At 44.7% G+C, this 13614-nt stretch carries 13 protein-coding genes; 7 read left to right on the top strand and 6 right to left on the bottom strand.

Going from position 1 to position 13614, the window contains the following annotated elements:
• Positions 1 to 26 precede the first annotated feature (26 nt).
• Together KOD92_RS04980 and KOD92_RS04985 are read left to right on the top strand one after the other, a co-directional pair.
• Positions 27 to 1280: an asparagine synthetase B gene (locus tag KOD92_RS04980; protein WP_215232389.1), complete on the top strand. Its 1254-nt coding sequence runs from the start codon at positions 27 to 29 to the stop codon at positions 1278 to 1280.
• Between the two features lie 56 nt (positions 1281 to 1336).
• Positions 1337 to 1930, top strand: a complete 594-nt coding sequence (locus tag KOD92_RS04985; protein WP_215232390.1) for a Uma2 family endonuclease — start codon at positions 1337 to 1339, stop codon at positions 1928 to 1930.
• Here KOD92_RS04985 and KOD92_RS04990 read toward each other — a convergent pair whose 3' ends face one another.
• The 3 genes from KOD92_RS04990 to KOD92_RS05000 form a co-directional block, all read right to left on the bottom strand.
• Positions 1931 to 3073, bottom strand: coding sequence for a TlpA disulfide reductase family protein (locus KOD92_RS04990; protein WP_215232391.1), 1143 nt, complete (start codon positions 3071 to 3073; stop codon positions 1931 to 1933).
• 93 nt (positions 3074 to 3166) lie between these two features.
• The gene (lpxB, locus tag KOD92_RS04995; RefSeq protein WP_215232392.1) at positions 3167 to 4273 is read right to left on the bottom strand and encodes a lipid-A-disaccharide synthase; all 1107 of its coding nucleotides are present in this window, start codon (positions 4271 to 4273) and stop codon (positions 3167 to 3169) included.
• A gap of 86 nt (positions 4274 to 4359) precedes the next feature.
• Positions 4360 to 4779 carry a 6-pyruvoyl trahydropterin synthase family protein gene (locus tag KOD92_RS05000; protein WP_215232393.1) on the bottom strand — a complete coding sequence of 140 codons (420 nt, stop codon included), beginning with the start codon at positions 4777 to 4779 and terminating at the stop codon, positions 4360 to 4362.
• Positions 4780 to 4890: 111 nt separating this feature from the next.
• Between KOD92_RS05000 and rfaD the strand changes: the two genes are divergently transcribed.
• The 3 genes from rfaD (at position 4891) to KOD92_RS05015 (ending at position 9871) form a co-directional block, all read left to right on the top strand.
• The gene (rfaD, locus tag KOD92_RS05005; RefSeq protein WP_215232394.1) at positions 4891 to 5856 is read left to right on the top strand and encodes an ADP-glyceromanno-heptose 6-epimerase; all 966 of its coding nucleotides are present in this window, start codon (positions 4891 to 4893) and stop codon (positions 5854 to 5856) included.
• Between the two features lie 180 nt (positions 5857 to 6036).
• Positions 6037 to 7488 carry a Fe-S cluster assembly protein SufB gene (sufB, locus tag KOD92_RS05010; protein ID WP_215232395.1) on the top strand — a complete coding sequence of 484 codons (1452 nt, stop codon included), beginning with the start codon at positions 6037 to 6039 and terminating at the stop codon, positions 7486 to 7488.
• Between the two features lie 112 nt (positions 7489 to 7600).
• The gene (locus KOD92_RS05015; protein WP_215232396.1) at positions 7601 to 9871 is read left to right on the top strand and encodes a cation:proton antiporter domain-containing protein; all 2271 of its coding nucleotides are present in this window, start codon (positions 7601 to 7603) and stop codon (positions 9869 to 9871) included.
• Here KOD92_RS05015 and KOD92_RS05020 read toward each other — a convergent pair.
• Positions 9861 to 10754 (bottom strand): 1-aminocyclopropane-1-carboxylate deaminase/D-cysteine desulfhydrase, encoded by an 894-nt coding sequence (locus tag KOD92_RS05020; protein WP_215232397.1) that lies wholly within the window; start codon positions 10752 to 10754, stop codon positions 9861 to 9863. The genes KOD92_RS05015 and KOD92_RS05020 overlap by 11 nt on opposite strands.
• Before the next feature lie 38 nt (positions 10755 to 10792).
• On the opposite strand from KOD92_RS05020, the gene KOD92_RS05025 reads away from it, so the two are divergent.
• Both KOD92_RS05025 and KOD92_RS05030 read left to right on the top strand, forming a co-directional pair.
• Positions 10793 to 11824 (top strand): RluA family pseudouridine synthase, encoded by a 1032-nt coding sequence (locus KOD92_RS05025; RefSeq protein WP_215232398.1) that lies wholly within the window; start codon positions 10793 to 10795, stop codon positions 11822 to 11824.
• Between the two features lie 51 nt (positions 11825 to 11875).
• Positions 11876 to 12319, top strand: a complete 444-nt coding sequence (locus KOD92_RS05030) for a GNAT family N-acetyltransferase (protein WP_215232399.1) — start codon at positions 11876 to 11878, stop codon at positions 12317 to 12319.
• 30 nt (positions 12320 to 12349) lie between these two features.
• On the opposite strand, the gene trmD is transcribed toward KOD92_RS05030, so the two are convergent.
• Positions 12350 to 13024 (bottom strand): tRNA (guanosine(37)-N1)-methyltransferase TrmD, encoded by a 675-nt coding sequence (gene trmD, locus KOD92_RS05035; protein WP_215232400.1) that lies wholly within the window; start codon positions 13022 to 13024, stop codon positions 12350 to 12352.
• Positions 13014 to 13577, bottom strand: a complete 564-nt coding sequence (rimM, locus tag KOD92_RS05040) for a ribosome maturation factor RimM (protein ID WP_215232401.1) — start codon at positions 13575 to 13577, stop codon at positions 13014 to 13016. The genes trmD and rimM overlap by 11 nt, the downstream gene beginning before the upstream one ends.
• Between the last annotated feature and the right edge of the window lie 37 nt (positions 13578 to 13614).

Raw genomic sequence — 13614 nt, forward strand, 5'->3', positions numbered from 1 at the left:
AGTTCCGGATTTTAAATTCTCTTGCTATGTTGAAAAGGACTTCTATATTCCTTCTGGTGCTTTTTTCACAGATCTGTCTGGCTAATCACCTGCTTATTCCGATGGATAAGTCACAAACCAATCACCTGAAAGCGTACGGACTTGCGTATATTTTGCTGAAAGGGGATATCGACGTAGAGTGGCTGCTGAATTATCGCGGAGGCAGTTTCAAAGTCCAGTACAGCAAGTCGATTGAAAACGAATGCAAGCTGCGGGCGATATCTTATGAGATCATTTCGGAAGCCGCAAGTGCGCAGTTGATCAACGAGATCAGCAATCCGAATATCAATATGGATGTGGTCAAACTGCATAAAGCGGCCAAAATTGCAGTATACTCTCCTATTAAGATCAGCCCCGCCGAGTTTGAAAATACCGACGCAGTTTTGCTGGTTTTGAAATATGCTGAGATTCCGTTTGATGTAATTTACGACGAAGAAATACTGAAAGGTGAGTTGCCGAAATACGACTGGTTGCATTTGCACCACGAGGATTTTACGGGGCAGTTTGGCAAGAACCTCCGGCGGACTTCACAGGAGGATATCAAAGCGCAGGAAGCGATCGCCAACCGGTTTGGCTTTACAAAAGTACCGCAGATGAAACTGGCGGTTGCCAAAGCGATCAAGGAGTTTTGTGCGGGTGGCGGTTTTCTATTCGCAATGTGCTCCGGCGCGGAAACTTTTGATATTGCCCTGGCGGCGGAGGGTATTGATATTGTAGATAACCTTGATGGCGACGGCGTTGATCCGAATGCACAGTCGAAGCTGGATTTCGAAAAAACCTTTGCATTCCATAATTTCAAATTGCAGCTGGACGAATATGAGGGAATGAATTTTTCCGATATTAATTCCTCGGCAGGCAGGTACCGCGGCTGGGGCGAGAGCGACGTGTACTTTTCACTTTTTGATTTTTCTGCTAAATGGGATGTGATCCCGGCAATGCTGGTGCAGAACCACGAAAATCTGATCCGGGAGTTCTTTGGACAGACTACCGCATTTTCCAAGAATACTGTCAAGCCCAGCTCGCTGATCATGGGAACCAGCAGCTCCTCAGACCGTTATATATATGGAGAACTTGGCCGGGGACAATGGACGTTTTACGGCGGCCACGACCCGGAAGGCCGCGGAGGCGGAGGCCGCAGAATGCCTACCGACTTAAATTTATACCCGAATTCGCCGGGTTATCGGTTGATATTGAACAATATACTGTTTCCTTCGGCGAGGAAGAAGAAACGTAAGACTTGAAAAGTGGAAGGTTGGCTTTTCCTCGATTTTAATAGCTTTGTCAAAAACAACATACTATGCAAACGGTAATTAAAGACATTAACCAACTAGATCTAAACGGTACCTACACATATGCAGATTACCTGCTATGGCAGTTTGAAGAACGTTTAGAGCTTATCAAAGGCAAGATATTCAAGATGTCGCCCGCACCCTCCCGGACGCATCAGACGATTTCAGCAAAATTTCATCTCGCAATCGGAGGCTTTTTCAAGGCCCATTATTGCCAGGTATTTTATGCTCCCTTTGACGTTCGCTTACCTAGTAAAAATCAGGATGTTTCGAACGGGAAAATTTACACTGTTGTACAGCCTGACCTTTGTGTTATTTGCGATGAAGCTAAATTAGACGAGAGAGGCTGTCTGGGCGCGCCGGATCTGATTATAGAGATATTGTCGCCAGGCAACTCTCGCAAGGAAATGGATAACAAATTTTCTCTTTATGAAGAATGTGGTGTCCGTGAGTACTGGCTGGTTGAGCCTGCTGAAAATGCGGTTTTTGTATATATTTTAAATGAGGAAGGTAAATATATCGGTCTTCAACCCGCCATATCACAGCTAACCTCCACCATCTTTCCAGACCTCAAAATCGACCTGGAAGAGGTTTTCAGATAATCATAACCTGGCTAGCCGTGCAACTACTTTGCGGTCAATGCTGTTCTTGCCGGTATCATAACCTACCTGCCGGTCAACAAGCTTGCCTTCCGAATCGAGCAGAATCCACACTGGGATTGATTGGAGATTATACTTTTTATCCAGCTTGATCCGCGAAGAATCGGCAAGTGCCAAAAATTGCGACCAGGGCATATTTTCCTTTTCCAATGCTTTCTGCCAGGCGTTTTCGTCGTCGTCGATGGAGATACTGACGATATTCAGCTTGTCTTTGTATTTGCTTTCCAGCGTTTTTATCTGCGGGATCTCTTGTCTGCACGGGCCGCACCAGCTAGCCCAGAAAACTACCAGCTTATGTTTTTTGTCAGAATTTAAAACGCTGGAAGTAAGACTATTGTCCGGCTTTTTCAAAACAATATTTGAGGGAAAAGCCGGACTTGTGGTAGCGAATTTTAAATAGGAAACCAGACTTGAATGCGCATGTGATGTTTTCAGATCCTCGTCAAATAGTGCGAGCAACGTTGCTAATTCTGATTCTGCCAGCGCAGATTTGCTCCGATTGAGCAGAGCCAGCAATTCGATGGAATTTGAATATTTTTTAACAAGATCCCTATTATAGGTCCTGTTTTTCTCCGTCTGTTCAGGAGTTGCCTTGAATGCGAGGTGCTTAAAGGCAACCTCGGTTTCTAAATTCGGCTTTTCAATCAATAGTCTGACTTTCTCGTTTTTACTGGCTACAAAATCCGGGGCGGCTTTGAATTTCATTTCTCCCCGCATCATGTAGAAAATGCTTTCGACAGTCTTGTCGAAATACGGATTTTTGATCCCGATTAAGCGATAGGGTTCTTTGGCATTGCCTGTTGCATAAACTATACTCGATGGAAATGCACGGAATTCCTTCACCGCACTCTTAGAAAAAGCGAATTTCCCATTTTTCACAACCGCAGAGTCCATGAACTGGCGGGTATGTACATTACCGAGATAGAGTTTTTTTCCTTCTAAAAATGAGTCGGAGGTAGCGAGGTCGCCTGTGATTGTGACTTTGTCGTCAGTAGATTTGGCGCAGCCTCCGAGGATGACGAGTGCAAGCAATAAAGCGAGTGACCACGATTTTGCGCGAGCGGGATTAGTTGCTGATGTTTCCATATGAGAAGTAGATTAAGGTGAATCAATCCATGCAATACCCCTCAAATATAACAAAAGTTACAAAAAACAAACTTAATTTTATATAAAATAAAATTATATATACTCAACAATCAGCTTGCCTGCATATTCAGAGGCGCCTGGGCCTCCTACTAAGTCTTTCAATTTCAAATAATCCTGAACCTGTGTGTCATGTTTTGCTCCACCGGGCAATATCGCCCGCAGCTCTTCTACGAGCAGTTTTTCATTCAGATCTGACTGGATTAATTCCCGTACGACTTCTTTTTCCATGATCAGGTTAACTAATGAAATGAAGGGAACCCTGATCAGTCTTTTGGCTATTGCGTAGGAAAAACCGCTTGTCTTGTAGCAAACCACCTCAGGCACCTGAAAAAGTGCCGTTTCCAATGTGGCAGTGCCCGAAGTTACCAATGCAGCCGCAGCGACGTGAAGCAGATCGTAAGTACTTTCATACACAACTATCGATTTACCCGAAACATCCACATTTGCGTATAGCGATTCGGGCAAATTTTTTACACCAGCTATCACAAACTGATATTCAGGGAAATGCGGCTGAGCTTTCAGCATAATATCCAGCATACTCACAATTTCCTGATGCCGGCTACCGGGCAGTAATGCGATAACAGGCCGGCCTTCTTCCAGATTATTCTTTTTTCTAAAATCAGGATCCGGAGTAAAGCTGGTAATTGCGTCCATTAACGGATTACCTACGTAATCGACCTTGTAATCGAATTTTTTGTAAAAATCGATCTCGAATGGAAAGATCACGAACATGTGATCTACATTCTGTTTGATCTTCCAGGCGCGTTTCTGGTTCCAGGCCCACACTTTTGGGGAGATATAATAGAAGACTTTGATCCCTTTTTGTTTGGCGAAGGCAGCGATACGCAGGTTGAAGCCGGGGTAGTCGATCAGGACCAATGCGTCCGGTTGATATTGGAGAATATCCGCCTTGCATTTTTTCAAAAACCCGGAGATCTTGTGGAGGTTCATCGCTACTTCCAGGAACCCCATGAAAGCAGTGTCTTTATAGTGGGTAACGAGGTCTAATCCTTCGGCCTGCATTAAATCTCCACCCCAACCCCGAAAAACAGCGTCTTTATCGTTTGCCCTAATCCCTTTGATAAGATTGGAGCCGTGTAAGTCGCCCGAACGCTCTCCGGCAATTATGTAGTATTTCAATGATTGAGTTATTGAATGACCGAATGAATGAATTAGTGAATGAGTGAATCCTCCCTTTCCTCCTTTCTCCCTTTCCTCCCTAACTCCTACTCCCCGTAGTACTCGACAAAGTTCTTGGGGGTCTCAATCAATTTAATATAATGCAGCCGGGAGTTTGGTGCTACATTCTCGATAGCAGGGGCAAGTATTTTCCAGATTTCAGTCACAAAAATTTCGCAGGAAGCCATTTTACCTGCCATGAAATCTACGTCCAGGTTCAGGTTCTTGTGATCTACTTTATCTACAATCTTTTCCTTCACAATATCGCCTAGCACTTTGAGGTCGATCACGAACCCGGTGTCGGGATCGGGCTTGCCTTTTACAGTCACAATCAGCTCAAAATTGTGCCCGTGCCAATTATTATTTGCACAAGGGCCAAACACTTCCTGGTTCTTCTCTTCTGACCATGCCGGATTAAAAAGCCGGTGAGCTGCGTTGAAATGCTCTTTTCTGGTTACGTAAATCATAAAACTTCTTTGCACTTGGGGAATCGGATGCAAAATTACATTTTGTATCCGTAGTTTTGCAGTTCAACAAGCGTATCAGTAAAAAGAATCCTTTTAACATACATTCTTCCCATGATTATCGTAACAGGTGCAGCCGGATTTATCGGTAGCGGATTGATTAGCCGCCTCAATCAGGACGGCTTTCAGAGCATTATCGCAGTGGATGATTTTTCGAAAATTGAAAAAGCAGAAAACCTGGAAGGTAAGACTATCAAGGAAAAAGTGGAGAGGATTTCGCTGTTTGAATGGATCGACGCCAACAGCCGTGATATTGAGTTTATATTCCACATTGGTGCCCGTACTGATACGACGGAATTTGACAAAGAAATTTTCGATGAACTGAATGTCAACTATTCCAAGTCGATTTGGGAGAAGTGTGTAGCCTATCAGATTCCGTTGGTATATGCTTCGTCAGCAGCCACTTATGGATTGGGTGAGAATGGATACGATGACGATGAATCAACATTAGATCAACTGAAACCGCTGAATCCGTACGGAGATTCTAAAAATGAATTTGATATCTGGGCATTAAAGCAGGAAAAGAAGCCTTTTTTCTGGGCTGGACTTAAATTTTTCAACGTATACGGTCCAAATGAATACCATAAAGGCAGAATGGCCTCGGTTATCATGCATGCATTTAATCAGATTAAGGCTACGGAGAAAATGAAACTTTTCCGGTCCCATAACCCCGAATTTAAGGATGGAGAGCAAATGCGCGATTTCATATACGTAAAAGACCTGATCGACGTCTGTATTTTCTTCATGCACCACCGCAAAAATTCAGGTATCTACAACCTGGGAAGCGGACAGGCGCGTACTTTTAAAGATCTGGTGACCAACACGTTTGTTGCGATGGACAAAACACCGGACATTTCGTATATCGATACGCCGGAAGATATCCGCGACAAGTACCAGTATTTCACCGAAGCAAATATGAGCAAACTACGCGCGATCGGCTACGATCGTCCATTCAGTACGCTGGAAGAAGGTGTTTCTGATTACGTGAAGAACTATCTGGCATCCGGGAGTTATTTGTAAGTTGTTTTACCCCTAAATCCCCTGAAGGGGACTTTTGCGATTCTGCAAAGTCCCCATCAGGGGATTTAGGGGCCTGGCAGGATAAGTCCACATTTTTGCGTATTTTTGGCCCCCGATTAAACTCAATAACACTTCTCTGTGTTACCTAATTACCAAACACAGCGTGATAAATTTAAGACTATGAGCAAAGAAGATGAATTGTTGGAGGAAATCACCAGTTCGGAATATAAATATGGATTTGTAACTGATATTGAGGCGGATGAGGCTCCTCCGGGGCTGAACGATGATATTGTCAGGTTCATTTCTGCGAAGAAAAACGAACCTGAATGGATGCTTGCTTGGCGTTTGAAAGCTTATCATTTATGGCTCACAATGGCGGAACCCAAGTGGCCTAATGTTCATTATCCAAAAATCGATTTTCAGGCAATTAAATATTATTCGGCGCCTAAAAAGAAAAAACAGGTTGACAGTCTGGATGACATTGATCCGGAATTGCGCGACACTTTTGAACGTCTTGGGATATCTCTCAACGAACAGAAAAGACTTTCAGGCGTTTCAATCGCCGTAGATGCGGTGATGGATTCTGAATCCGTTTTCACAACGTTTAAAGAATCGTTGAAAGAAAAAGGAATTATTTTCTGCTCCATCAGCGAGGCTATTCGTGAACATCCGGCATTGGTTCAAAAATATTTAGGATCGGTTGTTCCGCCAAAGGACAACTATTATGCTGCATTGAATTCAGCTGTATTCTCCGATGGGTCATTTGTGTATATTCCAAAAGGTGTTCGCTGCCCGATGGAACTTTCCACTTACTTCCGTATTAATGCGGCCGGAACTGGGCAGTTTGAACGTACACTCATCATTGGCGACGACGATAGCCACGTGAGCTACCTCGAAGGTTGTACTGCTCCAATGCGCGATGAAAATCAGTTGCACGCTGCGGTAGTTGAGATTTTTGCACACGAAAATGCGAATGTCAAATATTCGACCGTTCAGAACTGGTACCCGGGTGATAAGGATGGAAAAGGTGGCATTTATAACTTCGTAACCAAACGCGGACTTTGCGACGGTCGGGGTTCTAAAATATCGTGGACACAGGTTGAAACTGGTTCTGCGATTACGTGGAAATATCCGTCTGTGATCCTGAAAGGTGATAATTCGATCGGTGAGTTCTATTCAGTAGCTGTGACCAACAATATGCAGCAAGCTGATACCGGCACGAAAATGATCCACATCGGTAAAAACACCAAAAGCCGGATCGTTTCAAAAGGTATATCTGCCGGTAAAAGTCAGAACTCTTACCGCGGATTGGTACAGGTTTTCAAAAGAGCTGAAAAAGCGCGTAACTTCTCGCAATGTGATTCCCTGTTGCTGGGAGACAAATGCGGGGCGCATACATTCCCTTATATTGAGGTCAACAATCCTTCGGCCACAGTAGAGCACGAAGCGACGACTTCGAAAATCGGCGAGGATATCCTTTTTTACTGTAATCAGCGCGGTATTCCTACCGAGCAGGCGGTTGCATTGATCGTTAACGGTTACGCCAAAGAAGTTCTTAACCAGCTTCCGATGGAGTTTGCAGTTGAAGCGCAAAAGCTACTGGAAATCAGCTTGGAAGGAAGCGTAGGGTAACCATAAAGTCCGGAAATTTCTGCATTAATACACAAAAAGCCTTTGATCTATCATAGGCTTTTTGTATTTTATTGACCTTTCTAAATACAATACATCAACAAGTACCCTTTACATGACGCATGTTCCGCAACTAATTGTAGACCTCTCTCTAATACTCACGATGGCGGGTATCATTACCCTCATTTTCAAAAAGTTGAAGCAGCCGATCGTGTTGGGTTATATTTTGGCCGGATTACTTGTAGGTCCTAATTTTCACCTTTTCCCAACCATCACCGATATTAAAACCATCGAGATCTGGGCGGAGATCGGGGTGATTTTCTTGCTGTTCAATTTGGGTCTTGAATTTAGTTTTAAAAAGCTTGTCAAAGTCGGGAATACAGCCGCTATAACTGGTCTTTTCGAAGTTACCATGATGCTGATCACCGGTTTTGTGACCGGCCAGCTGATGGGATGGAGCAAGATAGACAGCCTTTTTCTAGGAGGTATTATTGCGATTTCGTCCACTACAATCATATTTCGCGCATTTGACGAACTGGGCATGAAAACCCAGAAGTTCACCCGTGTTGTATTAGGTATCCTCGTAATTGAAGACCTCACAGCGGTATTGCTGATGGTTCTGCTGTCCACATTGTCTATCAGTCAGCAATTTGCTGGCTACGAGCTTCTGCAATCCATATTAAAGCTATTCTTCTTTCTCACGATCTGGTTTCTGGGCGGCATATTCGTTTTCCCCACGCTGCTACGGAAGTACCGGAATTTAATGAATGATGAAAGTGTATTGATCACCTCCGTGGCACTTTGCTTTGGAATGGTCTTCCTGGTTACGCAGGCCGGGTTTTCTGCTGCATTGGGTGCGTTTATAATGGGATCGATATTGGCAGAAACCACGCACGCAGAAAAGATCGAGCATTTGCTGAAACCCTTGAAAGATCTGTTCGGCGCGGTATTCTTTATATCTGTAGGAATGCTGATCAACCCAGGACTGCTGGTTCAATACGCAATTCCGACGATGATTTTGGTTTTTGTTGTGATTTTGGGTAAAACCATGTTTGTCACGATGGGCGCGGTGATCTCGGGGCAGCCTCTCAAAAAATCAATGCAATCTGGAATGAGCCTTTCTCAGATCGGCGAATTCTCCTTCATTATCGCGACGCTGGGCGTTTCACTCAACGTAACGAGCGACTTTCTCTACCCTATTGCAGTCGGCGTGTCGGTGATCACCACATTTACAACGCCTTATATGATGAGGGCTTCCGAACCATTTTACAACTGGTTTGACCGGAAATTACCGGAAAAATGGAGGCACTATTTAAACCGTTACAGCACAAGTACTGAAACGATCACGCAAACCACGCACTGGCAGGAAATATTGAAATCCTATGCGCAAACTGTTGTCTTGAATTCGGTGGTGGTTATAGGGATCATATTAGCCGCTTCCCGCCAGCTTGCCGATCAGCTGCACAGGCTGGTACCTGAAAACTACATCACCAATTCGGTACTTTTCGGGATCACCTTTCTGCTGATTTCACCATTTTTATGGGCACTTATTTTCAAAAGATCTAACCGAAAAGCATATTCGGCAATCTGGCTGAGCCGAAAATTCAGTCGCGGGCCGTTGCTATTGCTGGAACTGTCTCGCGTACTTGTTGCTATCCTGCTAATGGGCTTTCTGCTGAGCTCGTTTTTTGCGACACCTACTGCATTGGCTATCGCCGGTGGTATTATGATGTTAGGTTTTGCTATATTTTACAGAAGGTTGCAACTGTTTTACAGCAAAATTGAAGACCGGTTTTTGCAAAATCTCAATGCGCGGCAATTGGAAGGCAGCGGAAAATCTAAGAGGATATTGCTTCCCTGGGACGCACATTTCGCCTTCCTGGAAGTTAGCGCCGATTCCAGTTTAATAGGCAAAACGTTGCAAGAACTAAAAATCAGGGAAAATTTCGGTATTAATGTGGTGTTGATCGAAAGGGGTAGCAAAACGATCTATTTACCCAAACCTACCGAAGTCCTATATCCCTGCGACCGCATTGAGGTCATCGGGACGGATGATCAGCTTGATATGTTCCGCGGACATGTGGAGATCAGCACGGGCGGAGACGTTTACCTGGCGAATGAAGATACTATTGTATTGGAGCGGATCGAGGTAAAAAATGAGTATAATATCAGGGGGAAAAATATTAGAAACAGCGGGATACGTGAAAAAACCCGGGGTATGATCGTCGGTTTGGAACGTAATGGCGAGCGAATTTTAAACCCTGATTCGTCAATGATCATTGAAAATCAGGATGTACTCTGGATCGCCGGAGACCGTGAACTGATCAAAGAATTTGTAAACACCAAAAGCAGCAGCGAGGAGACAATATCGCCCGTTAATTCCTGAGCAAACCTTGCAGTCCGCCGGTGTGAACAGCCACTATTGTTGAACCTTCCGGAAAATGCCCCTTACCGATCATATCAAAGAGTCCGTAGAACATTTTGCCCGTATATAACTGCTCCAACTGAATACCGAACCTGGTCTTAAAATCAACAATAAAATCGAGAAGCTCAGCATTGTATTTAGCATAACCTCCGAAATGGTATCCGGTTTGCAAATCTAATGTGCCTGTTTTTGCCGTTTCCCGGGTCAAATCCATAATATCGGCTTTCAGAAAGTCGCCTCCTTTTAGAGCTGAAAATGCCACTACATTAGCACCAGCTGATAGTAGACCTGCCGTAGTTCCACCCGTACCTGCTGCTACGCCATAATAAACCGGCGAAGTCGGCAGCTGTACTTCTACTTCTGCCACTAATTCCGCAACTCCCGGCAGCGCCAGTGTGGTTGTTCCACCTTCCGGGATGATGTAGGGAGATCCAAACCTGCTTTCAAGCGCAGACAAATATTCGGCAGAATCCCGTAACCTGTATTCTTCCCTGGAAACGAAATGCAGCCTCATTCCTTTTTGTCTGCAAAATTGCAAAGTCGCGCTTTCTTGCGCCGGCTTCTCTCCTCTTACTACACCTATTGTTTTTAAACCCAATTCCTTCCCCGCAGCTGCCAGCGCATATAAATGATTGGAATAAGCGCCTCCAAATGTTAGTACCGTGTCCTTTTTACACGCCAAAACATCCTGCAATACATATTTAAGCTTCCTCCATTTGTTGCCCGAAACCTCCGGGTGAATCAGGTCGTCGCGTTTCACAAAGAGTCGCACAGCTGCTTTTTCAAACAATTGATCGTGCAGTTCCTGCAAAGGTGTGGGCGGAGAAGGAAGAAGTAAATCCACTAAAATTGGTAATTTTGTTGCTTTCCAATCGAATGCAAATGTCCGAAGACCTTATTGAAATTACGTCAGACGAAGACGACCTTTTTGAACATTACCGGATTGTAGCCGACAAAGGTCAGGGTTTGATCAGGCTTGACAAATATCTGAGCCTTCATGTAGCAAATGCATCCAGGACAAAAATACAAAATGGGATCGAAGCGGAAGCTGTCAGGGTAAACGGACTTCCTACCAAAGCGAGTTACAAAGTCAAGCCACTGGATGTAGTCACGCTCGCGTTGCCCCAGCCGCCGCGCGACACGGAGATCCTGCCTGAAAATCTTCCATTAAATATCATTTACGAAGACGACGTCCTGCTGATTGTAAATAAACCAACAGGAATGGTCGTGCACCCAGCCTTTGGCAACTGGACAGGGACATTGATCAATGGGTTAGTCTACCATTTTCAGCAGCTGCCTACCGGCCGTAATGGCGAAGGAAGGCCGGGGTTGGTTCACAGGATCGATAAGGATACGTCTGGATTACTGGTGATTGCGAAAACGGAATTTGCTATGTCGTTTCTGGCTAAGCAATTTTCGGATCACACCATCGAGCGAACTTATTACGCGCTGATCTGGGGTGAGCCCAAGGAGCCGGAAGGTACTATCGCCAGCTTCATTGGCCGCAGCGCCCGCGACAGGCGCGTGATGGACGTATTGCCTGAGGGCATCCATGGAAAGCACGCTGTGACCCATTATCAGGTTATAAAAAGCCTGCGTTATGTGTCGTTGATCAAATGCAACCTGGAAACGGGGCGGACGCATCAGATTCGGGTTCATATGCAGCATCTTGGCCATCCTATTTTCAATGATCCGACTTATGGGGGAAATAAAATTCTGCGGAGTGTATCAAGCGGAAATTATAAGAATATGGTTGAAAGTTGCTTTGAGCTGCTGCCCGGCCAGGCATTGCACGCGAAATCGCTCGGCTTTATTCACCCCACTTCCAGACAGTGGGTGCAGTTTGACTCTAATCTGCCCGAGAATTTTCAGGCAATCGTCGAAAAGTGGGAAAACTATTTAAACTACACCTAGAAACAGGTAAATTTTTGATTCGAAGTTGTTTTTAATAAAAAGCGATATGATATGACGGTTTCAACCAGGCACGGAAGGGAAGATGATATTCCAGCAATTTTTGAATTGGTAAAAGAATTGGCAGTATACGAAAGGGCATTGAATCAGGTTTCCAACAATGTGGAAAAAATGACCAGGGACTATCATGAAAAATTGTATGATTTTTTTGTAGCCGAATCTGATTCCAAAATCATTGGCTTATCTCTGTACTATTTCCGCTATTCCACCTGGAAAGGCAAGCGGTTGTATATGGAGGATATTATTGTAACCGAATCAATGCGTGGAAACGGAATCGGTAAGATTTTGTTCGACGCTACTGTGAGTGCTGCCAAAGAAACAGGCTGCACCGGAATGCTCTGGCAGGTTCTGGATTGGAATACCTCGGCAGTAGGCTTCTACCGCAAGTATGGTACCAACTTCGACAATGAATGGATTAATTGCAGTCTGGATTTCTGACAGGCTACGCTTTTCATTTGAAGAAAAATCCTATTTAAGCAGATCGGGCCGCCGCTCTCTGGTTCTCTCAACAGCCTGCTCGTAACGCCATTCTTCAATTTTGGCTTCATGTCCTGACATGAGAATGTCAGGCACTTTGCTGCCCTCGTAATCTGCGGGCCGGGTGTAAACAGGCGGTGCGAGTAAATTATCTTGAAAAGAATCTGTGAGCGCAGAAGTTTCATCATTCAACACGCCAGGTAATAGTCTGATAATAGCGTCAGCGAGCACGGCCGCGGCCAGTTCGCCGCCAGAAAGCACATAATCCCCGATACTAATCTCTTTGGTAACAAAAAGGTCTCTCACACGCTGGTCTACGCCTTTATAATGCCCGCAAAGCAAGATCAGATTACCTTTTAATGAAAGCTGGTTTACCGCACGTTGCTGCAAGAGTTCCCCGTCCGGAGTCAGATAGATGATCTCGTCATAGTTTCTTTCAGCTTGCAGCGCCTGAATGCATCGCGCGATGGGCTCGATCTGCATAACCATTCCCGCACCGCCCCCGAAAGCATAATCGTCAATCGTACGGTGTTTGTTCGTAGAGTAGTCCCGAATATCGTGCACATTCACTTCCACAAAACCACCTTGTTGCGCTCTTTTTAGGATAGAATGCGCAAAAAAGCTTTCAAGCAGGTTGGGGACACAAGTTAATATATCAATCCGCATCGTCAGGTGTATTAGCTGCTGAATCCTTGTCCAGATATACATCCAGCAAGCCTTCGGGCAGGTTAACCAGCAATTGCTTGTTCAGTTTGTCCGCCTTTAAAACGATTTCAACTGCTGTCGGAATCAGTATTTCAGTACCTTGATAATCCATCGCGATCAAATCTTGTCCGTTCAGCGAATATACTTCGCGGATAATACCAAGTTCACCGATAGTCTGATCCACGACTGTATACCCTTTGATCTCGTGGTAATAGAAATCTTCCTCTCCAAGTGGTTCCAGGTTTTCCAGCGGCAGATAGAGCGAACTTCCTACCAAAGCCTGAGCCTTCGCCATTGTATCCACATCTTCAAAAGAAACAATAGCATTGCTTTGCTTTTGAAGGTTGATGTCTTGGATAAAGTACGGAACCAGCTCTCCTTTTATTTCAACATAAACAGATTCCAGTCCATCATAATCATCGGGATAATCCACATCCAGAAAAATGACTACGTTACCCGCCGTGCCGTGGGTCCTGACGATATATCCCAGTAAAAAACAATTATCCTGTGTCATGGATAATAAAGAAATAAGGATGAATATAAAAAAGTAT

Origin of the sequence: Dyadobacter linearis (assembly GCF_907165045.1) — a bacterium.
GTDB classification, from domain to species: domain Bacteria; phylum Bacteroidota; class Bacteroidia; order Cytophagales; family Spirosomataceae; genus Dyadobacter; species Dyadobacter linearis.

Excerpts from the sequence above, each read along its gene's own strand:
- KOD92_RS04980 (WP_215232389.1), top strand. The coding sequence starts at position 27 with ATGTTGAAAAGGACTTCTATATTCCTTCTGGTGCTTTTTTCACAGATC.
- KOD92_RS04985 (WP_215232390.1), top strand. The coding sequence starts at position 1,337 with ATGCAAACGGTAATTAAAGACATTAACCAACTAGATCTAAACGGTACC.
- KOD92_RS04990 (WP_215232391.1), bottom strand. The coding sequence starts at position 3,073 with ATGGAAACATCAGCAACTAATCCCGCTCGCGCAAAATCGTGGTCACTC.
- KOD92_RS05000 (WP_215232393.1), bottom strand. The coding sequence starts at position 4,779 with ATGATTTACGTAACCAGAAAAGAGCATTTCAACGCAGCTCACCGGCTT.
- rfaD (WP_215232394.1), top strand. The coding sequence starts at position 4,891 with ATGATTATCGTAACAGGTGCAGCCGGATTTATCGGTAGCGGATTGATT.
- sufB (WP_215232395.1), top strand. The coding sequence starts at position 6,037 with ATGAGCAAAGAAGATGAATTGTTGGAGGAAATCACCAGTTCGGAATAT.
- KOD92_RS05015 (WP_215232396.1), top strand. The coding sequence starts at position 7,601 with ATGACGCATGTTCCGCAACTAATTGTAGACCTCTCTCTAATACTCACG.
- KOD92_RS05025 (WP_215232398.1), top strand. The coding sequence starts at position 10,793 with ATGTCCGAAGACCTTATTGAAATTACGTCAGACGAAGACGACCTTTTT.
- KOD92_RS05030 (WP_215232399.1), top strand. The coding sequence starts at position 11,876 with ATGACGGTTTCAACCAGGCACGGAAGGGAAGATGATATTCCAGCAATT.
- trmD (WP_215232400.1), bottom strand. The coding sequence starts at position 13,024 with ATGCGGATTGATATATTAACTTGTGTCCCCAACCTGCTTGAAAGCTTT.
- rimM (WP_215232401.1), bottom strand. The coding sequence starts at position 13,577 with ATGACACAGGATAATTGTTTTTTACTGGGATATATCGTCAGGACCCAC.